The sequence below is a fragment of the Streptomyces sp. CB01635 genome (assembly GCF_002803065.1).
Lineage (GTDB): Bacteria > Actinomycetota > Actinomycetes > Streptomycetales > Streptomycetaceae > Streptomyces.
The window spans coordinates 143,330-168,236 of the sequence record NZ_NNBL01000015.1 but is presented as its reverse complement, the minus strand read 5'-3'; the positions used below and the strand labels follow the sequence as shown (position 1 = coordinate 168,236).

General features: G+C 72.2%; 15 protein-coding genes. 4 read left to right on the top strand and 11 right to left on the bottom strand.

Annotation, left to right across the window (positions count from 1 at the left end; genetic code table 11):
• Positions 1–95: 95 nt before the first annotated feature.
• Entirely contained in the window at positions 96–359 is a 264-nt protein-coding gene (locus tag CG723_RS30090) for a mycoredoxin (protein ID WP_100596667.1), read from the top strand.
• Between the two features lie 57 nt (positions 360–416).
• On the opposite strand, the gene CG723_RS30085 is transcribed toward CG723_RS30090, so the two are convergent.
• The 6 genes from CG723_RS30085 to CG723_RS30060 all read right to left on the bottom strand — a co-directional run bounded on the left by CG723_RS30085 (position 417) and on the right by CG723_RS30060 (position 11,421).
• Positions 417–1,106, bottom strand: a complete 690-nt coding sequence (locus CG723_RS30085; protein ID WP_100596666.1) for a hypothetical protein — start codon at positions 1,104–1,106, stop codon at positions 417–419.
• Positions 1,107–1,204: 98 nt separating this feature from the next.
• The gene (gene nudC / locus CG723_RS30080; RefSeq protein ID WP_100596665.1) at positions 1,205–2,155 is read right to left on the bottom strand and encodes an NAD(+) diphosphatase; all 951 of its coding nucleotides are present in this window, start codon (positions 2,153–2,155) and stop codon (positions 1,205–1,207) included.
• Positions 2,156–2,240: 85 nt separating this feature from the next.
• Positions 2,241–3,653 (bottom strand): dipeptidase, encoded by a 1,413-nt coding sequence (locus CG723_RS30075; protein WP_100596664.1) that lies wholly within the window; start codon positions 3,651–3,653, stop codon positions 2,241–2,243.
• Between the two features lie 10 nt (positions 3,654–3,663).
• Positions 3,664–7,377 (bottom strand): UvrD-helicase domain-containing protein, encoded by a 3,714-nt coding sequence (locus tag CG723_RS30070; RefSeq protein ID WP_100596663.1) that lies wholly within the window; start codon positions 7,375–7,377, stop codon positions 3,664–3,666.
• A 58-nt stretch (positions 7,378–7,435) separates the two neighbouring features.
• Entirely contained in the window at positions 7,436–10,771 is a 3,336-nt protein-coding gene (locus tag CG723_RS30065; protein WP_100596662.1) for an ATP-dependent helicase, read from the bottom strand.
• A gap of 275 nt (positions 10,772–11,046) precedes the next feature.
• The gene (locus tag CG723_RS30060; protein WP_100596661.1) at positions 11,047–11,421 is read right to left on the bottom strand and encodes an MGMT family protein; all 375 of its coding nucleotides are present in this window, start codon (positions 11,419–11,421) and stop codon (positions 11,047–11,049) included.
• A gap of 201 nt (positions 11,422–11,622) precedes the next feature.
• On the opposite strand from CG723_RS30060, the gene CG723_RS30055 reads away from it, so the two are divergent.
• The 3 genes from CG723_RS30055 (at position 11,623) to CG723_RS30045 (ending at position 17,932) form a co-directional block, all read left to right on the top strand.
• Positions 11,623–14,499 carry a lysylphosphatidylglycerol synthase domain-containing protein gene (locus CG723_RS30055; protein ID WP_442802606.1) on the top strand — a complete coding sequence of 959 codons (2,877 nt, stop codon included), beginning with the start codon at positions 11,623–11,625 and terminating at the stop codon, positions 14,497–14,499.
• Between the two features lie 147 nt (positions 14,500–14,646).
• A complete protein-coding gene (locus CG723_RS30050) occupies positions 14,647–16,191 on the top strand; it encodes an alpha/beta hydrolase (protein ID WP_100596659.1) in 1,545 nt (514 codons plus the stop codon).
• Positions 16,192–16,333: 142 nt separating this feature from the next.
• Entirely contained in the window at positions 16,334–17,932 is a 1,599-nt protein-coding gene (locus CG723_RS30045) for an alpha/beta hydrolase (protein ID WP_100596658.1), read from the top strand.
• Between the two features lie 124 nt (positions 17,933–18,056).
• Here the strand turns inward: CG723_RS30045 and moeZ are convergent, their stop codons facing one another.
• From moeZ to CG723_RS30020, 5 genes are all read right to left on the bottom strand, one after another.
• Complete coding sequence (gene moeZ / locus CG723_RS30040; RefSeq protein ID WP_100596698.1) at positions 18,057–19,235, bottom strand: adenylyltransferase/sulfurtransferase MoeZ; 1,179 nt, start codon at positions 19,233–19,235, stop codon at positions 18,057–18,059.
• Positions 19,236–19,298: 63 nt separating this feature from the next.
• Complete coding sequence (locus CG723_RS30035; protein WP_100596657.1) at positions 19,299–20,048, bottom strand: spherulation-specific family 4 protein; 750 nt, start codon at positions 20,046–20,048, stop codon at positions 19,299–19,301.
• Positions 20,036–20,995, bottom strand: coding sequence for an NAD-dependent epimerase/dehydratase family protein (locus tag CG723_RS30030; RefSeq protein ID WP_100596656.1), 960 nt, complete (start codon positions 20,993–20,995; stop codon positions 20,036–20,038). Before CG723_RS30030 ends, CG723_RS30035 begins: the two co-directional genes overlap by 13 nt.
• Positions 20,996–21,208: 213 nt before the next feature.
• The gene (locus tag CG723_RS30025) at positions 21,209–22,267 is read right to left on the bottom strand and encodes a hypothetical protein (protein ID WP_442802605.1); all 1,059 of its coding nucleotides are present in this window, start codon (positions 22,265–22,267) and stop codon (positions 21,209–21,211) included.
• Positions 22,268–22,890: 623 nt separating this feature from the next.
• Positions 22,891–24,771, bottom strand: a complete 1,881-nt coding sequence (locus CG723_RS30020; RefSeq protein ID WP_100596655.1) for a DUF3492 domain-containing protein — start codon at positions 24,769–24,771, stop codon at positions 22,891–22,893.
• Positions 24,772–24,907: the final 136 nt, after the last annotated feature.

The following is a 24,907-nucleotide window of genomic DNA, read 5'->3' as shown; positions in this document are numbered from 1 at the left end:
GTGGGTGCTCGGGCGGGGGCGGGAATGGTGGCCGGGTCACGTACGTTCGACTCATTGCGAACAAGCATTCCGAGCCGTGAAGGAGCATGAGGAACATGCCGGGGACTGTGACGATGTACAGCACGACGTGGTGCGGCTACTGCCGTCGGCTGAAGGGCCAGATGGACCGCGAGGGCATCGAGTACAACGAGGTCAACATCGAGCAGGACCCGGATTCTGCGGCGTTCGTCGAGAAGGCGAACGGCGGAAACCAGACGGTTCCGACCGTTCAGGTCGTTCCCGCGAATGGTGGGGTCGAGGTCATCATGACGAACCCGAGCCTTGCCCAGGTCAAGCAGGCGCTGGGCGGCGCCGCCTGATCGCTCCGTCCGTACAGACTGGCCCCTGCTTCGGCGGGGGCCTTCTGCATTTCGTGGTCACTTTCCCTTTGGCCTGTCCCGGTCGGAGTCCGCGTCCAGGGGGTAGCCGATCTTGGTCGCCTCTTTGGCGACGGTGGTCATGGATGCCTCGGGATTCAAGCGGAGGGTCAAGGCCCGGTTCAAGGGTCGGTGGGCGTACACGTGGCGTACTACGTCGATGTCGACCGCGGTCTCGTAGTAGTCCTCGGCGAATGCTTGGAATGCGGCCGGGGTCGCGTCGGTGAGCAGGCGGAACATCCATCCGGAGCCGTCGGGGTCCGGGTGGTTGTCGGGGTATTCGATGTCGCCCGTGCGCCACTGTTCATCGTCGGTCTCGCGCCATAGGCATGCCGTCACCCTGGGCATGTCTTCGTCGGTGAACGCCGGTTCGTCGACGTAGGCGCGGAACGGGGCGGGGACCGGGTCCACCACGCCTGGCCAGGGCAGATCGTCGGCGTAGGGGCTCATTGGCGATTCGTGGTCGAAGGCCAGGATGTACGCGCCCGCGGGGGCGAAGACGATGTCGAGTTCGTCTCCGGAGCCGTTTCTCATCGAAGCGATCTGGTCTGTGTCCGACCAGGTGCGGCTGTACGAGTAGTACCGCTCGCCGTCCGGGTTCAGTACCGCTTCCAGCATCGCCATCGAGCGGCACAGGTCCCGCAGGGTTGGGATGTCGGGAAGGCCGCGAGCTACGTCGTGAACGGTCATGCGGCCCATCCAAGCGGATGCCCTGTCGGGTGCGGCCTGATCCGACCTGACCGGTTGGGTCCCGGGTCAGGTCGGATCAGATCAGATCCAGGCTGGGCTTATACGGCGTCGCCGGGCTTGGGGAGGGGCTTGCCGTACCAGAGTTCGATGAGGCGGGCCGCGATCGAGATCCCGTAGGGGGGCATGACCTCTCCGGACTCGAACGCGGCGCGCAGGTCTTCGCGGGAGAACCAGCGGGCCTCGTGGATCTCTTCGCCGTCGACGTTGATCTCGGACGAGGTGGCGCGGGCCATGAAGCCGAGCATGAGGCTGGAGGGGAACGGCCAGGGCTGGCTGGCGACGTACTCGACGTCGGGTCCGACGACGACTCCGGCTTCCTCGAAGACCTCGCGGCGTACGGACTGCTCGATGGACTCTCCGGGCTCGACGAAGCCGGCGAGGGTGGAGAAGCGGCCTTCGGGCCAGTGGACCTGGCGGCCGAGGAGTGCGCGGTCCTCGTCGTCCGTGACGAGCATGATCACTGCGGGGTCGGTGCGGGGGTAGTGCTCGGCCCCGCAGGCCTGGCAGCGGCGGATGTGGCCCGCGGCGGCGATGACGGTGCGTTCGCCGCAGCGGGAGCAGAAGCGGTGCAGTCGCTGCCAGTTCTCGAGGGCGACGGCGTGCACCATGAGGCCGGCGTCCCGGGGGGACAGGAGGAGTCCGGCTTCGCGCAGGCCGGCGGCGCGCGCGGACTGGTCGATGCGGCCGGGGAGGGTGTCCTTCTGGAGGGCGAAGTAGCTGACGCCGTCGTCGTCGGTGCCCAGGAAGTAGCGGTGGGCTTCGGTGAGGGGTGCTTCGAAGGACGGGGTCATGACCAGTTCGGTGGCGCCGTCCGGCGTCTCGTCGATCAGCACCTGTCCACCGGAGACCACGAAGACGCGGGTGGTGGGGTGGCTCCAGGCTGCGGCGAGCCAGGCCTCGTCGAGGCGGTGGTGGGCGGCGCGGTCGATGCCGCTGGGCGCGGAGAGTGAGAGCGGACGGTCGGCTGTGCGGTCGGTCCAGGTGGTCACGGGTGCTTCCAACTCCCCCGATGGAATGGGTGTTTCGGCGGGACGGTTCGGCTGGGCGGGTGCGGGGTGCGGCGGGCGGGGTGGCTCAGTGTGCATCGCGCCAGTTCTCCGCGAGGTCGCCCCAGAGGTGGGCGGCTGTTTCGACGCCCTTTTTGAGGAGGTCGAGTTCGACTTTCTCGTTGGGTGCGTGCCAGCCGTCGGAGGGGACGGAGATGCCGAGGAAGAGGACGGGTGCGTCGAGGACGTCCTGGAGGTCGGCGGCGGGGCCGGAGCCTCCTTCGCGCGTGAAGCGGATCTTCTGGTCGAAGGCGAGGTTCATGGCGCGGACGACGGACTGGAGCGCGGGGTGGTCGAGGGGGGTGAGGCAGGGGCGGGTGGCGGCGCCGAAGGTGACGGTGTGGCGGATTCCGGCGGGGAGCTGTTGGGCGACCCAGTCGGTGATGGCCTTTTCGACGTGGTCGGGGTCCTGTCCGGCGACGAGGCGGAAGGACAGCTTCAGCGTGGCTGAGGAGGGGACGATGGTTTTGCCGCCGGGGCCTTGGTAGCCGCCGCCGATGCCGTTGACCTCGGCGGTGGGGCGGGCCCAGATCCGTTCGAGGGTGGTGTGGCCGGCCTCGCCGTGGGTGGCGTGCGACTTGGCGGTGCGCAGCCATTGGGCTTCGTCGAAGGGGAGCTCGGCGAAGAGTTCCCGTTCGCGGTCGGTGAGGGGGGTGATGCCGTCGTAGAAGCCGGGGACGGCCACGCGCGCGTGGTCGTCGTGGAGGGCCGCGACGAGGCGGGCGGCGGCGGTGGCGGGGTTGGGTACGGCGCCGCCGAAGGATCCGGAGTGGATGTCCTGGTCGGGGCCGTGGAGTTCGATCTCGCAGTCGGCGAGGCCGCGCATTCCGGTGCAGACGGTGGGGGTGTCCTCGGACCACATGCCGGTGTCGGAGACGATCACGGCGTCTGCGGTGAGGCGGTCCCTGTGCTGCTCGACGAGGGCGCGGAAGTGGGGGGACCCGGATTCCTCTTCGCCCTCCACGAGGAGCTTGAGGTGGACGGCGGGGGTGGTGCGGCCGGTGGCGGCGAGGTGGGCGCGGACGCCGAGTGTGTGGAAGAACACCTGTCCCTTGTCGTCGGCTGCTCCGCGCGCGTGGAGGCGGTTTCCGATGACGACGGGTTCGAAGGGGTCTGTGTTCCAGCCGTCCTCGCGGGCCGCGGGCTGGACGTCGTGGTGCCCGTAGACGAGGACGGTGGGGGCGTGCGGGTCGTCGCAGGGCCAGTCGGCGAAGACGGCGGGCGCGCCGGGTGTCTCCCAGACCTCGGTGGTCGGGAATCCGGTCTCCCGGAGTTTCACGGCGAGCCAGTCGGCGCTGCGGCGTACGTCGGGTGCGTGGTCGGGCTGGGCCGACACGGACGGGATACGGAGCCACTCGGCGAGGTCCTGGAGGAACGCGTCGTGGTGGGTATCGATGTACGCACGGACGGCGCTGACGGCGTTGTCAACGGGCTTGCTCATGGTCCCGAGCCTATCCGTCCGCCGGGGTGTGCTCGTGCGGTGGTTCGGGTGCTGTCCGGTCGCGGGGGCCGGGGGTGGGGTCTTCGAGGAGGAGGCGTTCCATTTCGGCGCGTCCGGGGAGGTCGCGGGGGGTGACGGTCTCGCCGTCGCGTACGTAGACGAAGGTCGCCTTGACGGCCTCGGGCGGGAGGCCGTGCTGCTCGGCCCAGGCGAGCCGGTAGACGGCGAGCTGGAGGGGGTCGGCGGTGCGGCCGCGAGTGGTCTTCCAGTCGACGATCTCGTACGTGGTGTCGTCGCCGTCGCCTTCTTTGTAGACGGCGTCGATGCGGCCGCGGATGACGCGGCCGGCGATGGCGAGCTGGAAGGGCGTCTCGACGCGGTGGGGGGTGCGGTGGGCGTAGGGCGTGCGGTCGAAGGCTTCCTTGAGGGTGTCGAGGTCGTGTTCGTCGGCGATGTCGGCCTCGCTGCCGGGGAGCTCTTCGGGGTCGAGCATGGGCAGGCGGAGCTCTTCGAAGCGGGATTCGACCCAGGCGTGGAAGCGGGTGCCGCGGCGGGCGGCGGGCTGGGGCGGGCGGGGCATGGGGCGGGCCAGATCCTGGGCGAAGCCGTCGGGATCGGCGGCCAGGCGCAGGAGCTGGGAGGCGGTGAGGGTGGTGGGGAGGGGGACGTCGCGGACGGCCTGGCGGGAGCGCAGGAGTTCGCCGGTGAGGGCGTCGAGGTCGCGGTCCCAGGAGGCGAGTGTGCGGGTCTCCTCCGCAGTGAGCGGGGGGCGCTCCGGGGGCGCGGTCTTTGTGGGCGCCGGGTCGGGGTGGGGGCGGGGGTCGGCGTCCTGGGGCGGGGTGGGGTGCGGGATGGCACCCAGGGGGTGCGCGTCGTCGGGCGCGTGCGGGGCGCCGTACACGGGCGCGGGCGTGGGGCGGGCGTCGTCCGGGCGAGGGTGCGCGTCGTTGTGCGGGGCGTCGGCCGCGGGCTGCTCGTGCGCGGGGGTGCCGGTCGGGTGCGGAAGCGTGGGGCGCTCGTGCGGCAACGCGTCCCAGTCGTCCCACTCGTCCCAGTCGGGTCCGGGACCGTCCTCCGGCGAGCTGAAGAAATCGCCCTCTTCATTAAGAGGCGCGTCTTCGTAGAAGGGCTCGTCTTCGTGGAGCGCCTCTTCGTCCGGCGGGGCCGGCCAGTCCGGGTCGGTGTACGTGGCCGGGTGGGCCATCTCGTGGGAGTGGTCGTCGGCCGGGGTTTCGAGGTGGGCAAGGACCGTGGCCGCGGCCGCGCGGCGGCGCGCCATGGCCTCGTCGTCGAGCGGGAGCGGCCAGGCGTGTTCGGCGGCTGCCTCCTGGAGCGCGGGGTTCTCCTCGTCCTCTGCCGGTTCGTCGGCCCAGGCCTCGATCTCCCCGTGTCCGGCGGCGCAGTGGTCGTACAGCGCCTGGAGGAAGTCGGAGGGGCCGCGGGGGCGCTTCTGGGCGGGGCCCCACCAGTGGCCGGAGCCGAGGAGGAGGGTGCGGGGGCGGGTGTAGGTGACGTAGCCGAGGCGGAGTTCCTCGGTGCGCTGGTGTTCCTTCATCTCTTCGTGGAAGGCCTTCATGCCCTTGGAGTCCCACGCTTCGATGTCGGGCAGTGTGGCGGCGTCGCCGCGCAGTTCGTGCGGAAGGACCTTGCTCTGGGCGGTCCATTTCTCGCGGCCCTGGGCACTGGGGAACGTCCCGGTGACGAGGCCGGGGACGGCGACGACGTCCCATTCCAGGCCCTTGGACTTGTGGGCGGTGAGCACCTTCACGGTGTTCTCGCCGCCGGGCAGCGCGTTGTCGAGGCCCTTTTCGTACTGGGCGGCGGTGCGCAGGAAGCCGAGGAAGGCGAGGAGGGTCGCGGAGCTGTCGTTCGCGGCGAACGAGGCGGCGATGTCGAGGAAGTTGGACAGGGTCTCGCGGCGGCGGGCAGCCAGGGCGTGTGGTGAGGCGGCGAGTTCGACTTCGAGGCCGGTGACGGCGAGGACTCGGTGGAGTACGTCCATCAGCGGGTCGGCGAGTGAGCGGCGCAGGTCGCGCAGCTCGGTGGCGAGGCGCGCGAAGCGTACGCGGGCCTGCGGTGAGAAGGGCAGCTTGTCGTCGCCCGGTTCGTCGAGGGGCGTCTCGAGGAATGTGTCGAGGGCGTCGGCGAGCGATATCACTTCGGAGGGGTCGACCCCCTCGACGGCTTCGGCGAGACGGCGGTCGGGGTCGTCGTCGGGGCCCCCGCGCGCGTGGGCGACGAGGAGGCGGGCGCGGCGGCCGAGGAGGGCGAGGTCTCGGGGGCCGATGCGCCAGCGGGGGCCGGTCAGGAGGCGGACCAGCGAGGCGTTGGCGCCGGGGTCCTGGAGGACTTCGCAGACGGCGACGAGGTCGGCGACCTCGGGGAGGTGGAGGAGGCCGGAGAGGCCGACGACCTCCACGGGGATGTCGCGTGCGACGAGGGCGCCCTGGATGGCGGCGAAGTCGGTCGCGGTGCGGCACAGGACGGCGATCTCGCCGGGGGCGGTGCCGGTGCGTACGAGGTGGGCGAGGGAGTCGCCGAGCCAGTCGATCTCCTCGGCATGGGTGCGCAGGAGGGCGCAGCGGACGATGCCGTCGCGCTCGGCGCCGGGGGCCGGGCGCAGGGCTTCCACGCCCGCGTGGAGTGCGCGCAGGGGCTGGGCGAGACCGTTGGCGAGGTCGAGGAGGCGGCCGCCGCTGCGGCGGTTCTCGCTGAGGGAGAGGCGGGTGGCGGGGCGGCCGTCGGCGTGGGCGAAGTGTTCGGGGAAGTCGTCGAGGTTGGCGACGGAGGCGCCGCGCCAGCCGTAGATCGCCTGGCAGGGGTCGCCGACGGCGGTCACGGGGTGGCCGGTGCCCGCCCCGAAGAGGCCGGCCAGGAGGATCCGCTGGGCGACGGAGGTGTCCTGGTACTCGTCGAGGAGGACGACGCGGAACTCGTCGCGGAGGATGGCGCCGACCTCGGGGCGGGTGCGGGCGAGGGTGGCGGAGAGGGCGATCTGGTCGCCGAAGTCGAGGAGGTCGCGGGCGCGCTTGGCTTCGCGGTACCGGGTGACGAGGCCGGTGAGGTCGAGGCGGGCGGCGGCGGCCTCGGGGACCTTGCGCAGGTCGGCGTTGGTGAGTTTGCGGCCTTCGAGTGCGTGCAGCAGGCGGGTGTCGTAGGCGCGGAGTTCGTCGGGGTGGACGAGGTGTTCGGCGAGCTCGCCGTCGAGGGTGAGGAGGTCGCTGACGAGGTCGGCGAAGGAGCGGGTGAGGGCCGGGTAGGGGCCGGGGGCCTCGCGCAGGACGCGGGCGGCGAGCTGGAAGCGGGTGGCGTCGGCGAGGAGGCGCGCGGTGGGTTCGAGGCCGATGCGCAGGCCGTGGTCGGTGAGGAGGCGGCCGGCGAAGGCGTGGTACGTGGAGATCACGGGCTCGCCCGGGGGGTTGTCCGGGTCGATGGCGTCGGGGTCGGTGACGCCTGCCTTGATCAGTGCCTTGCGGACGCGCTCAGCGAGTTCGCCGGCGGCCTTGTTGGTGAAGGTGAGGCCGAGGACCTGCTCCGGGGCGACCTGTCCGGTGCCGACGAGCCATACGACGCGGGCGGCCATGACCGTCGTCTTGCCGGATCCGGCTCCGGCCACGATCACCTGCGGGGCGGGCGGCGCGGTGATGCAGGCCGTCTGCTCCGGGGTGAACGGGATCCCGAGGAGCTCCTTGAGCTGCTCGGGATCGGTGAGGCGTGTGGTCACCTCATCGAGGCTAACCGGGCCCACTGACAGCGCCGGACCGTTCCGGCGGAGGCGCACGTCACTCGACGACGTGTTTGCCCTCGGGGCGGGCGCTGCACGAGGCGCGGAACGCGCAGTGGGTGCAGTGCTGTCCGGTGGTGGGGGTGAAGCGTTCGTCGAGGACCTTGCCGGCGGCGGTCGCGAGGAGGTCGCCGACCCACTCCCCCTCGCCTCCGTCCGCGGCGTCCCCCAAGGGGTGCTGCGACTGCACCTTGGGGAGGGCGTCACCGCCGTCCTTCTTGGCGGCGCCCTGGCGCAGCTGGACGAGTTCGGCGCCGCCGGGTTCGGGGCGTTCGCCGTCGAAGGGTTCGTCGACGGCGCCCTCGCGGACGGCGAGCTGGTAGACGGCGAGCTGGGGGTGGCGGGCGACGTCGGCGGCTGAGGGCGCCTGCTTGCCGGTCTTGAAGTCGACTACGTAGGCGCGGCCTTCGGTGTCGCGTTCGACGCGGTCCATGGAACCGCGGATGCGTACTTCGTAGGAGCCCGCTTCGAGGGTGACGTCGAAGGCGTGTTCGCTGGCGACGGGGGTGCGCACGGTGCTGGAGTCGACGTGCCAGCGGAGGAAGCGTTCGAGCGCCACGCGCGCGTGCTCCTTCTCCTGGACGGACTTCCAGGGGGCGTCGAAGGCGAGGGCGTCCCAGACGGAGTCGAGGCGTTCCATGAGGACGGCGAGGTCGGCGGGGGTGCGTCCGGAGGCGACCTCGTCGGCGAGGACGTGGACGACGTTGCCGAAGCCCTGGGCGGCGGTGGCGGGGGCGTCGGCCTTGACCTCTCGGCCGAGGAACCACTGCAGGGAGCAGGTGTTCGCGAGCTGGTCGAGGGCGCTTCCGGAGAGCACGACGGGCTGGTCGCGGTCGCGCAGGGGGATCCTGCTCTCGGTGGGGTCGTCCATGCCCCACCAGCGGTAGGGGTGCGCGGAGGGTACGAGGGGGCGGCCGTCGTCGTCGGTGAGGGCGGCGAGGCGGGCGAGGCGGCGGGCGGCGGCGTCGCGCAGCGTGGCGGAGACGCGGGGATCGACGGTGGTGGCGCGCAGCTCGGCGACGAGCGCGGCGACGGACAGGGGGCGGCGGGGGCGGCCGGTGACGTCCTGGGGGTCGACGCCGAGTTCGGTGAGGAAGCGGGACGGCTGGTCGCCGTCGTCGGCGGGTGCCTTGACCGCGGTGACGACGAGGCGTTCACGCGCGCGCGTGGTGGCTACGTAGAACAGGCGGCGTTCTTCGGAGAGGAGCGCTCCGGGGGTGAGGGGTTCGGCGAGGCCGTCGCGTCCGATGCGGTCGGCTTCGAGGAGGGAGCCGCGGCGGCGCAGGTCGGGCCACAGGCCTTCCTGTACGCCGGCGACGACGACGAGGCGCCATTCGAGGCCCTTGGAGCGGTGGGCGGTCATGAGGCGTACGGCGTCGGGGCGTACGGCGCGTCCGGCGAGGGTGTCGGCGGCGATGTCCTGGGCCTCGACCTCTTCGAGGAAGTTGAGGGCGCCGCGGCCTCCGGTGCGCTCCTCGGCACGGGACGCGGTCGCGAAGAGGGCGCATACGGCGTCGAGGTCGCGGTCCGCGTTGCGCCCTGCGGCGCCGCCGCGGCGGGCCGCGCGTTCCAGGCGCTGGGGCCATGAGGTGCCGTTCCACAGCTGCCAGAGGGCTTCTTCGGCGGTGCCTCCGGAGGTGAGGGTGTCGCGGGCCGCGCGCAGCAGGGCACCCAGGCGCTGGGCGCCGCGGGCGTGGGCGGGGTCGTGGGCGGCGAGGCGTTCGGGCTGGGCGAGGGCGCGGGCGAGGAGTTCGTCGGAGGGGGGCGGTACGTGGTTGCCGGCGGCGCGTTCCTCCTCGCGCAGGGCGCGGCCGAGGCGGCGCAGGTCGGCGGCGTCCATGCCGGCGAGGGGTGAGGCGAGGAGGGTGAGGGCGGTCTCGGTGTCGAGCCAGACGGGCGGTTCCTGGTCCTGGTCCCCGTCGGGTTCGGGGATGTCCTGCGCGACGCCGAGGGCGACGGCCCTGAGCGCGGTCAGCAGGGGCGTGACGGCCGGTTCGTGGCGCAGCGGCAGGTCGTCGCCGTCGATGTCGAGGGGGACGCCCGCTGCGGTGAGGGTGCGGCGGATCGCAGGGATGGAGCGGGTGCCGGCGCGGACGAGGACGGCCATGTCGCCCCAGGGGATGCCGTCTTCGAGGTGGCCGCGGCGCAGGATGTCCGCGATGTTGTCGAGTTCGGTGCCGGAGGTCGGGTACGTGCAGACCTCGACGCGGCCGCCGTCCCGCGCGGGGGTCAGCTCTCGGTGGGCGCGGACCTTGTCGGCGGGCAGGCGGGTCAGGGGCATGCGCCGGGTGATGCGGCGGGTGGCGTCCAGGAGGTGTGCTCCGGAGCGGCGGGACGTCGTGAGGACCTCTACGGGGGCGGGGCTTTTGTCGGCGCGGGGGAACTGGTCGGGGAATTCGAGGATGCCGTTCACGTCGGCGCCGCGGAACGTGTAGATCGACTGGTCGGGGTCTCCGAAGGCGAGCAGGGTGCGGCCGTGGCCGGCGAGGGCGTGCAGCAGCCGGACCTGGGCCGGGTCGGTGTCCTGGTACTCGTCGACGAACACGGCGTCGTAGCGGGTGGCGAGTTCGTCGGCGACGGGGGTGCGGTGGGCGAGGAGGACCGCGCGGTGGACGAGTTCGGCGTAGTCGAGGACGCCGTGCAGGTCGAGGACGTCGAGGTATTCGGCGAGGAAGGTGGCGGCGGCTTTCCAGTCGGGGCGGCCGATGCGGCGGGCGAAGGCGTCGAGTGCGGCCGGTCCGAGGCCCAGTTCGCGGCTGCGGGCGAGGACGGCGCGGACCTCGTCGGCGAAGCCGCGGGTGGTCAGGCAGGCCCGCAGTTCGTCGGGCCAGCGGACGTGGGCGAGGCCGGCCTGCTCCAGGTCGATCTGGCCGGCGAGCAGTTCGCGTACGGCGACGTCCTGTTCGGGTCCGGACAGCAGGCGCAGGGGTTCCTCGAACAGGCCGGCGTCCTGGTGGGCGCGGACGAGGGCGTAGCAGAACGAGTGGAACGTGGTGGCCTGTGGTGCGTGGGCGGCGCCTATGCGCAGGGCCATGCGGTCGCGCAGTTCGACGGCTGCCTTGCGGCTGAAGGTGAGGACCAGGATGCGCTCGGGGTCGGTGCCTTTGGCGATGCGTGCGGCGACGGCCTCGACGAGCGTGGTCGTCTTGCCCGTGCCCGGTCCCGCGAGGACGAGCAGCGGGCCGTGCGGGTGGTCAACCACCGCGCGCTGGCGTGCGTCCAGACGAGGGGGGTCCACCTGGGCCGGCGGGGTACGCACCAGTCGGTACGCGCCGGGGATCCCCTGTCGTACCTGGCGGTGCGACAGGTTCCGGGTGGAGGAAGAGGAGCTCACGTGGATCGCTGGTCCTGGTGGGTGTGCTGGGGGAACTGGGAGGCAGCCGGCCGTCCGAGCGGGGCGGTGGCTGCGGGGTGAGGGAGGTGCGCGCCGTCGACGCTACGCCGTCGAGTGTGGCGGAAGCCGGGCTTCCGCCGGGTCCCCCGGGTCCCGTGCGGCACGGATGTGCCGCGATTCACGAACGTACGCGGTGGTGGCGAAGTGCCCCTCTCGCCCCGTTTCCCTCGTACGGGCCGCAGACCGTTCGAACGGGGGCGCGATGGCGGAAGCTGTCAGGTGTGAGATTCCGCGCGTTCTTCGCCGTCCCATCGCGCGCGCCTCATGTCGAGGCGCGGGACGTGCCCCTCGGACGTACGGGAGGCTTCGCGCAGGGGGGTGCTCTCCCCGCGGTAGTGCGCCATGGCGTCCAGTTCGTGGCCGGGCAGCAGCACGCCGTCGGAGCGCACCACGCGCCACCACGGAACGGCTCCTCCGTAGAGGGCCATCACGCGGCCGACCTGGCGGGGGCCGCCCTCACCGAGCCATTCGGCGACATCCCCGTAGGTCATGACCCGCCCGGGCGGGATCAGCTCCGCGACCTCGAGCACCCGCTCCGCGTACTCCGGCAGCTCTCCCGCCGCACCGCTCTCCTCGCTCATCCGACCCATCCTGCCGCACCCCACCGACACTGTGACGGCCCGGTCACGGGGCGTGGAGAGGCGTATGAAGAAGCACGAATCCACGGTTGCGGGATACTTTGCTCCCCCGCATTGCACCCTGATGCCCTCCTGTGTCAGTGGGACGTGCCACCATCGTGCGGGCGGTGACCGGTGATACGAGATCAAGAAGAAACGACGGAGCAGCAGGGCGTGCATCCCGATAAGGCGGAGGGCACCTCTGGGGCTTCGGCGCGCCCGGACGGCGAAGAGGCCGACCACTCCCCCCTGACCGAGCGCCGTGGCCACCGGGCCGCGGCGCCACGGGCGGACGTGCCCGCGAAGACCGCGGAGGCCGGGCCCGGGCGGACCGAGGCCCCTCTGGTCGACCCGGAGTGCATCGACGCCGACGCGCACGCCGAGCGGGTCGACGGCGACGAACCCCTCCTCCCCGCGCGCGTGCACCGCCCCTCCGACCTGATGCGGCTCCTGGTGGGCGTGCTCGCGATCGCCGTGCTGCTGTCGATCGCCGCGTTCGCCCACGGCACGACGTCAGGTCTTCAGCAGGACATCAGCAAGGGCACGGGCGCCGCTCCCGACCTCATGATCAAGTTCGCGGGGCTCGCGTCGAGCATCGCGATCCTTCTCGTACCGGTCGCCTTCGCGATCGAGCGGCTGATCAAACGCGACGGGCTGCGGATCGCCGACGGTGTACTCGCGGCCGTCCTCGCCCACGGGGTGACGCTGGCGACGGACCTGTGGGTCGCCCAGGGCGCCCCGTCGTCGATCCAGGACGCGCTCACCCGCCCGTCGCCGGGCGACATCCACGCGCTGACAGATCCGGTGCACGGCTATCTCGCGCCCGTCATCGCCTATATGACGGCTGTGGGGATGTCCCGCAGACCACGCTGGCGCGTGGTGCTGTGGGTGGTGCTGCTGCTCGACGCGTTCGCGATGCTGGTCACCGGCTACACGACACCGTTCTCGATCATCCTGACGGTCCTGATCGGCTGGACGGTCGCCTACGGCACGCTCTACGCGGTCGGTTCGCCGAATGTGCGTCCCACCGGTCAGACGCTCCTCGCGGGCCTGCGGCACGTCGGCTTCCACCCTGTCAGCGCGGCCCGCGAAGAGGCCCACGAGAGCACCACGGAGAACGGCGACAGAGGGCGGCGCTACTTCGTCACCCTGGAGGACGGCCCTCCGCTCGACGTCACCATCGTCGACCGTGAGCAGCAGGCCCAGGGCTTCTTCTACCGCGTGTGGCGCCAGCTGACGCTGCGGGGCATCACCACGGGGCGCAGTCTCCAGTCCCTGCGCCAGGCGCTGGAGCAGGAGGCACTTCTCGCGTACGCGGCGATCGCGGCCGGGGCCAACGCCCCGAAGCTGATCGCGACGTCCGAGCTCGGCCCCGACGCGGTGATGCTCGTGTACGAGCACACGGGCGGCCGTTCGCTGGACTCGGTGCCGGACGAGGAAATCACCGACGCGCTGCTGCGCGACACCTGGCACCAGGTGCAGGCGCTCCAGTCGCGGCGTATCGCCCATCGGCGGCTCACCGGCGACGCGATTCTGGTGGATCGTTCCGGCACGGTGATCCTCACGGATCTGCGCGGCGGCGAGATCGCGTCCGGCGACCTGATCCTGCGCATGGACATCGCACAGCTCCTGGCCACGCTCGGCCTGCGCGTGGGCGCCGAGCGGGCCGTGGCGTCCGCCGTGGGAGTGCTCGGCCCCGACGCGATCGCCGACTGTCTGCCGCTGCTCCAGCCCATCGCCCTGAGCCGCAATACGCGCTCGACGCTGCGCAGGCTCGGCAGGGAGCGTTCCGAACGCGAGCGCGAGGCCGTGCTCGAGGCTTCGCGCAGGGCGAAGCAGGCCCGCCTGGACGAGGCCACCCAGGCTGCGGCCTCCCTTGCCGGGGCCTCTCCGGCCGAGAAATCAACGCCTACGGAGACGATCGCCGAGCAGGCGGCACCCCCGACGGCCAAGACCTCCGCGAAGGCAGAACGGCAGACAGAGAAAGCCGAGCGGCAGGCCGAGAAGAAGGCCATCGACGAGGCCCTGGACGAGGCGCGCGAGGAGGATCTGCTCACCCAGATCCGCCACCAGGTGCTCCGCATCCGGCCGCAGGCACCCGTCGAACCGGCCCGCCTGGAGCGCGTCAAACCGCGCACCCTCGTGAGCTTCATCGCGGGCGCCATCGGCGCGTACTTCCTCCTGTCGCAGCTGACGCACATCGAGTTCGGCACGCTGTTCCGAGAGGCCCAGTGGGGCTGGGTCGCCGCCGCCGTCCTGTTCTCGGCGCTGAGCTACTTCGCCGCCGCGATGAGCCTGCTCGGGTTCGTCCCGGAGCGCGTCCCCTTCATGCGGACCGTCGCGGCGCAGGTCGCCGGCTCGTTCGTGAAGATCGTGGCACCGGCCGCCGTCGGCGGTGTCGCGCTCAACACCCGCTTCCTGCAACGCTCGGGCGTGCGCCCCGGGCTCGCGGTGGCCAGCGTCGGCGCCTCCCAGCTCTTCGGTCTGGGCGCCCACATCATGATGCTGCTGACCTTCGGCTATCTGACCGGCACGGAGAAGACCCCGTCCCTGTCGCCGTCCCGGACGGTCATCGCGGGTCTGCTGACCGTCGCGGTCCTCGTGCTCGTGGTGACGTCGATCCCCTTCCTGCGGAAGTTCGTCGTCACGCGCGTACGGTCCCTGTTCGCCGGCGTCGTACCGCGCATGCTGGACGTGCTCCAGCGGCCGCAGAAGCTGCTCACCGGCATCGGCGGCATGCTCCTCCTGACGGCCTGCTTCGTGATGTGCCTGGACGCGTCGATCCGTGCCTTCGGGGACGAGACGACGACGCTCAGCCTGGCCAGTGTCGCGGTCGTGTTCCTCGCCGGCAACGCGCTCGGCTCCGCCGCGCCGACACCGGGCGGTGTGGGCGCCGTCGAGGCGACCCTGACGGTCGGACTCATCGCGGTCGGCCTGCCCAAGGAGGTCGCGGCCCCGGCCGTGCTGCTCTACCGGCTCATGACGCTGTGGCTGCCGGTCCTGCCGGGCTGGCTCTTCTTCAACCACCTCTCCCGGAAGGGCTCCCTGTAGGGACGCGTTTGCGGGGAGGGGCCCCGTAGGGGCGTTACCCGAGCGGGCTCCCCGTAGAGGCACGTCCCGCCCCGTCGCCGTCGTCGTCGCTCACCCGCACGGCCCCCGCCCCGAGCGCCCCGTGGGCCGTCGCCGCAGGATGGGTTCATGCCCAATCCGTTCCGGCCGCGTGCCGCTGCCATGGCCGCCACCGCCGTCCTCCTGGCCTCCGCCCTCGCGGCGTGCGGCAGCGACACGAATGACGTGGACCTGAGGTCCCAGTCCCTCAGCTGGAAGGACTGCCCCGCGCCCTCGGAGTCGGAGGGTGGCGGCCCCGCGCCCTCCCCGCTGCCCGGCGGCGCCACCTGGCAGTGCGCCACCATGAAGACGCCCCTCGACTGGGACAAGCCCGAGGGCGACACCATCGGCCTCGCGCTCATCCGCGCCAAGTCCTCCGGCGCCAAGGACAAGCGCATCGGATCACTCATCTTCAACTTCGGCGGCCCCGGCGGCTCCGGGGTCACCACGCTGCCCGCGTTCGGCAGCGAGTACACGAAGCTGCGCACCCGCTACGACCTGGTGAGCTTCGACCCGCGCGGCGTCGGCCGCAGCGACGGTGTGAAGTGCGAGAACGACGAGCAGCTCGACAAGTACTTCCAGCAGGACGCCATCCCCGACAACACCGCCCAGACGAAGAAGCTCGTCAGCAACGTCACCCAGTTCAACGACGCCTGCGAGAGGAACTCCGGGCAGGTCATCCCGCACGTCGCCACGACCGGCGCCGCCCGCGACATGGACCTGATGCGACAGGTGCTCGGCGACGACAAGCTGCACTACTTCGGGATCTCCTACGGCACCGAACTGGGCGGCGTGTACGCCCACTTGTTCCCGGAGAACGTGGGCCGTGCCGTCTTCGACGGTGTCGTCGACCCCACCCAGAACTCCGAGGAGAGCTCGCTCGGCCAGGCCAAGGGCTTCCAGCTCGCCCTCGACAACTACGCGAAGGACTGCACCTCCAAGGTCGAGGACTGCCCGGTCGGCGACACCCCCGCGGAGGTCAAGGCCAAGATCGCGAAGCTGCTCAAGGACCTGGACTCCAAGCCGATCCCGGGGGTCTTCCCGCGCGAGCTGACGCAGACCGCCGCGACGAACGGCATCGCGCAGTCGCTGTACTCCAAGGACTTCTGGGAGTACCTCACCGAGGGCCTCGCCCAGGCCTACGAAGGTGACGGCAAGATCCTCATGCTGCTTTCGGACTCCATGAACGGCCGCAACGAGGACGGCAAGTACAGCAACCTCCAGGCCGCCAACGTCGCCGTCAACTGCGCCGACGACAAGCCCCGTTACACACCGGCTTACGTCCGGTCGAAGCTCCCCGAGTTCCGGGCCGCCTCGCCCCTGTTCGGCGACTTTCTCGCGTGGGGCATGCTCAGCTGCACGGACTGGGCGGTCGCCGGCGCCGCGGACCACCCCGACGTGAGCGCGGCCGGCTCGGCGCCGATCGTCGTCGTCGGCAACACGGGCGACCCCGCCACCCCGTACGAAGGTGCGAAGAAGATGGTCGGCGCGCTCGGCGATGGTGTCGGGGTGCAGGTCACATACGAAGGCCAGGGGCACGGCGCGTACGACAGCGGGAACAAGTGTGTGCGGGGTGCCGTGGACAGTTATCTGCTGAACGGGACGGTGCCGAAGGCGGGCACGGTCTGCAAGTAGCCGTGGGGGTACGGGTGTTCGGCTTGCGCGCTCGGTTGCCGGAGGCGCTCTGCCGCCGGTGATTGTCAGTGGCGCTGCCTAGGATGGTCTGACTGTCTTCGGACCGAGGGCAGGCGAGGGGGATCGCCAGGGGGAGGTGCCTGTGTCGCGTCATGTTCGTTCGTTCGCGCTGCTGGCCGCGGGGCTGCTGGTGGCGGGGGCCGCCGCGGGCTGCGGCGGGCCGGGAGACAAGGCCGGGCACGGCGAGGGGAAGGGGCAAACACAGCCACCGCGTTCGTCGCCGCCCTCACCGTCGTCACCGCCACGCTCGGGCAAGGCCGTCCCGGGCACGCTGCCCCGGCTGCCCGCCGCGCTCACCTCGCAGCGGCTCGACTGGGGCCGCTGCAAGGCCACCGACGACGGCCCCGCACCCGGCTCCGACTGGCAGTGCGCGACGCTGAAGGCGCCGCTCGACTACGCGAAGCCGGACGGGGAGACCATCGGCGTCGCCCTCATCCGCGCCAGGTCCACGAGCGGGAGCGGGCGTTCCGGTTCGCTCCTGTTCAACTTCGGCGGGCCGGGCGGCTCGGGGGTCTCGATGCTGCCCGCCTTCGCACCCGACTATGCGAAGCTGCGCGAGCGCTACGACCTGGTGAGCTTCGACCCGCGCGGTGTCGGCGCGAGTGAGGGGGTGCGTTGCCGCGACGACAAGGCGATCCGGACCGCCGAGTCCGTCGACCTCACGCCGGACTCCCCCGCCGAGGAGCGGGCGTACTTCCACGACGCCGCCGACTTCGGCGCGGGCTGCGCGCGACAGGCCGGCAAGCTGCTCGGGCACGTGTCGACGGACGAGACGGCCCGCGACATGGACCTGGCGCGCCAGGCGCTCGGCGACGACAAGCTGCACTACATGGGCGTCTCGTACGGGACCCAACTGGGCGGTGTGTACGCGCACTTGTTCCCCGGCAAGGTGGGCCGGCTCGTCCTGGACGCCGTGGTCGACCCGGCCGCGGACACCGTGGGCCACGCCGAGAACCAGACGAGGGGCTTCCAGCGGGCCCTCGACAACTACCTCAAGTCCACCGGCCAGGACCCCGATCAGGGCTCCCGGAAGATCGCCGCGCTGCTGAAGCGGGTCGACGCGAAGCCGCTGCCGGCCTCGGGAAGCCGCGTGCTCAACCAGTCGCTCGCCACGATCGGCATCACCGTCACCCTGTACAGCAAGAACAGTTGGCCCGCGCTGACGCGCGGCCTGGAGGCGGCCGAGCAGGGGGACGGGACGGCGCTGCTCGCGCTGGCCGACGCGTACAACGAGCGGAGTCCCTCCGGGCATTACAGCTCGCAGAGCCATTCGCAGCGGGCGATCTCCTGCCTCGACGACAAGGAACGGCCGACGCCGAAGGAGGCGCGCAAGCGCCTCGCGTCGTTCCGCGGGATCTCGCCCGTCTTCGGGGAGTTCATGGCCTGGGACACGGCGGGCTGGTGCCACGACTGGCCGGTGCCGGGCCAGTACGAGACGCCCGAGGTGAGCGCGCCGGGCGCCGCCCCGATCCTCGTCGTGGGGAACACGGGCGACCCGGCGACCCCGTACGAGGGCGCCCGCAGGATGGCGGACGAGCTCGGCAAGGGCGTCGGCGTCGAGCTCACCTGGAAGGGCGAGGGGCACGGCGCGTACGGCAGCGGGTCGGGCTGTGTCGACTCGACGGTGAACGGCTATCTCCTGGAGGGCCGAATACCGCGCGACGGGAAGGTCTGCTCCTGAGGCGGACGACGCGGACGTCCACGCGTCGCCCTATGACGAACGGGCCCCGCACGCGAGGTGCGGGACCCGTTCGGAAAAGCTGCCCCCTGACCGGCGGCGTCGGCCGCGCAGGCCGGCGGGCGGTCTAGTAGACCGGCTTCTCGGGCTCGATCTGGTTGACCCAGCCGATCACGCCGCCGCCGACGTGCACGGCGTCCGCGAAGCCCGCGGACTTCAGAACGGCGAGGACTTCCGCACTGCGGACACCCGTCTTGCAATGCAAGACGATCTTCTTGTCCTGCGGGAGGCTCTCCAGGGCGGTGCCCATGAGGAACTCGTTCTTCGGGATCAGCCGGGCGCCGGGGATCGAGACGATCTCGTACTCGTTCGGCTCGCGGACGTCGATGATCTCGATGTTCTCGCCGTCGTCGATCCACTCCTTGAGCTGCTTGGGAGTGATCGTCGAGCCGGCCGCCGCCTCCTGGGCCTCCTCGGACACGACGCCGCAGAAGGCCTCGTAGTCGATGAGCTCGGTGACGGTGGCGTTCGGGCCGCAGACCGCGCAGTCGGGGTCCTTGCGGACCTTGACCTGGCGGTACTGCATCTCCAGGGCGTCGTAGATCATCAGGCGGCCGACGAGCGGCTCGCCGACACCCGCGAGGACCTTGATCGCCTCGGTGACCTGGATGGAGCCGATGGACGCGCACAGCACACCCAGGACGCCGCCCTCGGCGCAGGAGGGGACCATGCCGGGGGGCGGGGGCTCCGGGTAGAGGCAGCGGTAGCACGGGCCGTGCTCGGACCAGAAGACCGAGGCCTGGCCGTCGAAGCGGTAGATCGAGCCCCACACGTACGGCTTGTTGAGCAGCACGCACGCGTCGTTGACCAGGTAGCGGGTCGCGAAGTTGTCCGTGCCGTCGACGATCAGGTCGTACTGGCTGAAGATGTCCATCACGTTCTCGGCCTCGAGCCGCTCTTCGTGGAGGATCACGTTCACGTACGGGTTGATGCCGAGGACGGAGTCCTTGGCGGACTCGGCCTTGGAGCGGCCGATGTCGGCCTGGCTGTGGATGATCTGGCGCTGCAGGTTCGACTCGTCGACCTCGTCGAACTCCACGATGCCGAGCGTGCCCACACCGGCCGCGGCCAGGTACATGAGCGCCGGCGAACCGAGGCCGCCGGCGCCCACGGCGAGCACCTTGGCGTTCTTCAGCCGCTTCTGCCCGTCCATCCCGACATCGGGGATGATCAGGTGGCGGGAGTACCTGCGGACCTCGTCTACGGTGAGCTCAGCAGCTGGCTCTACCAGGGGTGGCAGCGACACGGGGGCTCCGTTGATCGTCATTTCCGAACAGTGGTGATTCCGTCAACACTGCCACGCCCCTCTTCATTCCGAGACACCCGTTCCGACCCGCGAGACGATGTCGTCCCAGTACCCGGGCATGGCCTCCCAGGGGTCGGCGGTGCCGCCGCGGTCCGTGCGGTCGGTGAAGTAGATCGTCCCGGCGCCCTGCCAGCGGGCGATGCGCAGCGCCTCGTCGAGGTGCCCGCGGGGCACGCCGTGCACGAAGTGACAGAAGCGCTCGGGCGGGTAGTCGGCCGTCCACTCGGCGACCTGGGACCAGCGGTAGTCGCTCCACGGCCCGGAGAAGGTCACCAACTGATCAGCGGTCTCGGCGTAGCCCGGATACGGGTGCGTGCCGTGCCCGAGGACGATGTGGGCGTCCTCACACAGGGCGCGCAGCGTGGTGACGATGCGGCGGACCTCGGGGACGGCGGCCCGCTCGGTCGGGCAGCGGTCGAGGGAGAACCCGTCGACGCGGTACCAGTCGAGATAGCGGTGGGCGTCGGAGACGACCTCGCCGAACGAGCGGGCGCCGTAGGTGAGATCGAGGTGCCCGAGGACCCTTACGTCGCGGTTGCGCAGCCTGCCCGCGGCTTCGAGGCAGTGCGGGTCGGGGCGGGCCCCGGGGCCGTCCGCGACGTTCAGGACGACCCAGTGCAAGGGAGCGCCGGGACGGGTGAGTTCGGCCCATTCGACGGGCGCCATGAGGGGGTGTGCGTAGCCGGGGATGCCGAAGCCGAGCCGTATGTCGGTGCTCGCGGTCCCGGGGGCGGTAGGGGTCAGATACGGCATGCCGCTTCCATCCAGATGTCGGCGAGTGATTCCTCGAGGTTGATGCGGGGGCGCCAGCCGAGCCGGTCGCGTGCGGTGCGCACGTCGGCCTGCTGCCAACTGCCGCACCCGTCCGGGTACGGGTGCGCGGCGGGTGCCACGTGGTCGGGGTCGGAGCGGGGGTGGCCGAGCGTCGGGCGGACGGGGCCGCCGGGTGAGTCGAGCTCGTGGAGCGCGCCGCCGAAGCCGGCGACGCGGGCGAGTACGGACGCCGCGTCCCGCAGCCGGACGGCGCGGCCCGAGCCGATGTTGATGACGCCCTGCGCGGCGGAGAGCGAGGCCGCGTGGACGGCGCGGGCCACGTCGCGTACGTCGATGAAGTCGCGCTGCGCGCCGAGTCCGCCGAGCTTGAGTTCGCCGTCGCCGGACTGCATGGCGCGGCGCATGGCCTCGGCGAGACGGCCGAGGGGCGAGCCGGCGGGGGTGCCGGGCCCGGCCGGGGAGAACACGCGCAGGACGACGGCGTCAAGACCGGAGCCGAGGACGAGTTCCGTCGCGGCGAGCTTGCTCACGCCGTACGGTCCGCCGGGCCGCGGCACGGCGTCCTCGGCGGTGGAGGAGCCGGGCTGCGAGGGCCCGTACTCGGCGCCGCAGCCGATCTGGACGAGGCGGGCGCCGCAGCCGCTGCGCCGCAGGGCCTCGCAGACGGTGGCGACGGCGACGGTGTTGTGGCGGGTGAGGTCGCGGGCGCCGCCGCGGGTGGCTCCCGCGCAGTTGATGACGACTCCGGGGTGGACCGCGTCGAGGAAGCGGGTCAGTGCGCCCGGGCTTCCGGTGGCGAGGTCGAACCGTACGTCCGCGTCGTCCCCCCGGCCGAGCGCGGTGAGCTGCACGGCGGGGTCGGCGAGCAGGCGGTCGGCGACGAAGCGGCCGAGGTATCCGTTGGCTCCGAGCAGCAGCACCCTCATCGGGCGGCTCCCCGGGTGAGCTCTCCGAGTTCTCCGGGAAGTCCTGGACGCCCGGGATATCCGGATGGTTCGGGGCCTCCGGGGGGAGGGGTGGTCATCTCGCGTTCTCCTTAGGGGTGTTGCCGTGGGTCTTCGGAAGGCCCGCGGTGTCGGCCCCGCGGGAGGGGAGCGGCCGGCCGGCCGCTTCGTGTGGTCGTACGGCGTCGGGCGCGGTCACGGGGTGGCGTCCGTGGGCGCGTGGGCGGAGGCCCGGGTGAGGGTGCGGGCCGCGTGGACGAGGAGGGTGAGCGCGGCTGCGCCACAGGCCAGGGCGGGTACGGTGGCGGGCCCCCAGGCGTCGACGGCCGTCTCTACGGGCACGGCGAGGAAGCCGCAGCCGGGAAGGCGTCCTGCGAACACGGTGGAGACGGCGAGCGCCTCGGCCGCGGCGGCCGTGCCGAGGACGACGGCGGGGGCGTGGGTGCGGCCGTGCGCCGTGAGCAGGCGGGCGAGCAGCAGGAGCGCGCCGAGCGTTCCGGCGCCGGCGTATGCGGCGTCCTGGCCGAGTACGGCGGCGGTCACCCCGATGAGGGCGCACAGCGCGCACAGGAAGAGCGCAAAGACGGCGAGGAGAAGGGGGCGCACGGAGGCGGCGAACTCGTCGAGGCCCCGACTGGAGGCGAGCCTGCGCCGGGCGACCGCGCCGAAGAGCTGGGCGCACCAGGCGCCGGGCGCGACGGCGAAGGCCAGGGCGAGGAGGGGGGCGGTGGCGGGGGCCCAGGCCTCGTCGGGGCCGCCCGCGACAGCAGCGGTCAGGAGTCCGTCGCCGAGGAGGGCATAGGCGAGGAGCCAACAGGTCCAGGCGCGGGTGGCGGGCACGGTGTGGGCGGTGGCGCGCAGCGGGCCCCGGCTCAGGGCGGCGCGGAGTGCGGCGGAGACGGCGAGCACGCCGCCGGCCCCGACCGCGAGCCGCATCCGTCCGTCGGTGAAGTCGAGTCCTACGAGAGTGAGGGCGCTCAGCGCGCCGGGCAGCAGCGCGAGGGCGGCCCAGACGGGGCGCCGGCCGCGAGGTGTGTCGGATGCGGCGTGCTGGGTCTCCGGTTCGATGTCGCTGTCGCGGGGCATGCGCGCGTACATCTCTTCGGCGAGCGCGAAGACGTCGCGGTGCCGGAAGCGGGCAGCGGTCCGGTCGGTGACGCCGTGGGCTTCCAGACCGGCCGCGATCTCCAGTGGGTCGACGGCACGTTCGCAGAGCTCGCGGTGCCGGTGCATCAGGGCTTTCACGGGGTCCACGCCGGTACGGCGTCGGCTGCCGCCGGTGGCCTCGTCGGCCTTGAGAAGGCTGCCGGGGTGCGCGGCGCCGGCCGTGGCCTCATCGACCTCGGGAAGGCCGCCGGAATGGGCAGTGCCAGCCGTCGCCTCATCGACCTCGGGAAGGCCGCCGGAATGGGCAGTGCCAGCCGTGGCCTCATCGGCCTCGGGAAGGCTGCCAGGGTGGGCGGTGCAGGCAGGAGGGGAGGCCGGCGCCGGGGGTGTATCGGGGAGCGGGCTGCCCGTTGGCGCGGATGCGGATGCGGCGTCGGCACGCCAGGCCGCGGGTTCGTTCAGTAAGGCTTCGTCGGCAGCCGCGGAGTCGAGCCCCCGGGCCAGAAACCCCGGCCCAGCCTCCGGCTCCGGCCCCGCACGCCGCTCCGATTCCGGCTCACCATCCGGCCCCGCAACCGGCTCAGCACCCGACCCCGACCCAACACCCAACCCCGCCTCAGGCCCCCGAGCCAGCCCCGACTCAGCGCCGACCCCAGGCCCAGCCTCCCCCAACGCCTCCTGCGACCCCGTCCCCCACGCGTCCGCGCCACCCGGCACCTGCGGCGCGTCCAAGCCCGCGCCCACGACCGTCTCGCCCAACTCCCGCCTGCTCACGCGTCCCCCTCCCCACCGGGAAACGCCCCGGCCAACTGCCCGTGCTCGCCGGCCGGCCGCTCCCCGCCACCGCCCGAACCAACAGCTCCGCCCGAGCAGGTGCCCTCACCCGGACCAACGCCGCCGCCCAGACCGCCAGCCCCGCCCGAGCCGACGGCCTCCCCCTCCGCCCAGCTAGGCGCACCCCCAGAGGCGGCCCTCCCCGCCAGCCACGTCCCGAAGCCCCCGCCCGACTCGCTCGTCGGTGCGGTCCAGCGGCCCGGTACATGGGCCTCCGGAGGGTTGGCGAAGGGCAGGGGTTCGCCCGCGTCGTTCACGGCTTCGCGGCGCACGGGGCAGTGGGAAACGATCTCCAGGTAAATGCCGTGAAATGCCGTGATGTTCTGCTCGACGGTGAAGAGTTCGAGCGCTCGTGCCCGCGCGGCCGCCCCGAGGCGCTCGCGGCGCCCCGGGTCCCGCAGCAGCGATACACACGCCTCGGCGAGCGCCCGCGGGTTGCGCGGCGGGACCACCAGGCCGGTGCCGCCGATGACCTCGACTACGGCGCCCGCGTCGGTCGAGACCGTGGCGCGTCCGCAGAACATCGCCTCGACGAGGCTGATCGGGAACCCCTCGACGATGCTCGACAGGACGACGACGCTCCCGGCGGCGTACGCGTCCGCGAGGTCGGGTGTCTCGGGCCCGCCGATCTCCTCGAAGGAGACGGGGTTGTCGCCCATCGCGTGGGCGCCCTCCGCCTCGTCGGGGAAGAGCTGGGCGGCGAGGGCCTTGCAGTGGGCGAGGTAGGCGGCGGCCTCGGGCCCTTCGGCGGGCGCTCCGACGAGGCGCAGGCGGGCCTTGGGCTCGTCCTTGCGGATCTCCGCGAAGGCGTGGAGGAGGGAGATCAGGTCCTTGGAGGGTTCGATGCGGCCGACCCAGACGAGCGTGCCGGGCTCCCCCGGCTCCTCGCGCTCGCCGATCTCGGCGAAGCGGGAGGCCTCCATGCCGGGGTGGACGGTGCGCAGTTTCGCGCGGTCGGCGCCGCACCGCTCCTGCCAGCGCCGGGCGTGCGTGTTGCCGGGGGTGATGATCGCGGCCTGCCGGTAGGTCTCGGCGGCGAGGCGACCGTGGAAGGCGGCGAGCATCGCCCGTACGGGGGCGCTCAGTTCGGCGTCGCCGGCCGCGATGTAGTGGGCCCGCAGCTGTACGCCGTACTCCGTGACGAGGAGGGGGACGCCGGAGAAGTGGTGGGCGACGAGTCCGGGCAGGGCGGCGGGGCCGCCGGAGGTGGCGTGGCACAGGTCGACCGAGGCGAGGCCGTCGTCGCCGTACCAGTCGAGGGAGAGCGGGCGCAGGGCGCGTTCGATGTGTCCGGCGACGGCGAGGAGGTCGGGGACGCGGGTGGCGCGGACCGCGCGCAGGGCGCCCGGTGCGCGGCAGGCGCGCTCCAGCGTGCGCACGGCGGTTTCGGAGCGCAGGGCGCCGACGAGTCCGCCTTCGTCGCGGGCGAGTTCGGCGAGCTTGTACAGCGCGTTGCCGAAACGGTCCGCCTCGGCGCTGGAGGAGTCGGCGGGCACGCCCGCGAGGCCGGCGGTCTCGGGGGAAGCGCCCGCGCAGACGGCCGCCGCCAGCTCCGCGTACGCGTCGGCGAAGCGCCGCCTGGTGCGGCGCCCGTAGCCGATGCCGTCGTCGTCGGCGGCCCACACCGGAGCGGTGCGCACCCGGCTGACCTGCGGCGGCAGTTCGATCCAGCCGCGGTCCTCCTGGTCCTGGCTACGGCTGAGCGCGTAGAGGTCGAACTCGTGCTGCTCGAGCCCGCGCACGAGGCGGTCGCACCAGAGTCTGGCGTCACCGCTCACATACGGATAGCCACCCTCCGTAAGCAGTCCGATGCGCACGAGTACACCCCCGATCTCCCGTCTGGGGAGCCGCCGTTGGTCCGGTGGCTCAGCGGGAAGAACGTATGCGGACATGCCGGTGGCGTGATGGACGGTTGTCCATCACGCCACCAAAAGGGGTGAACGGCCGTAACTT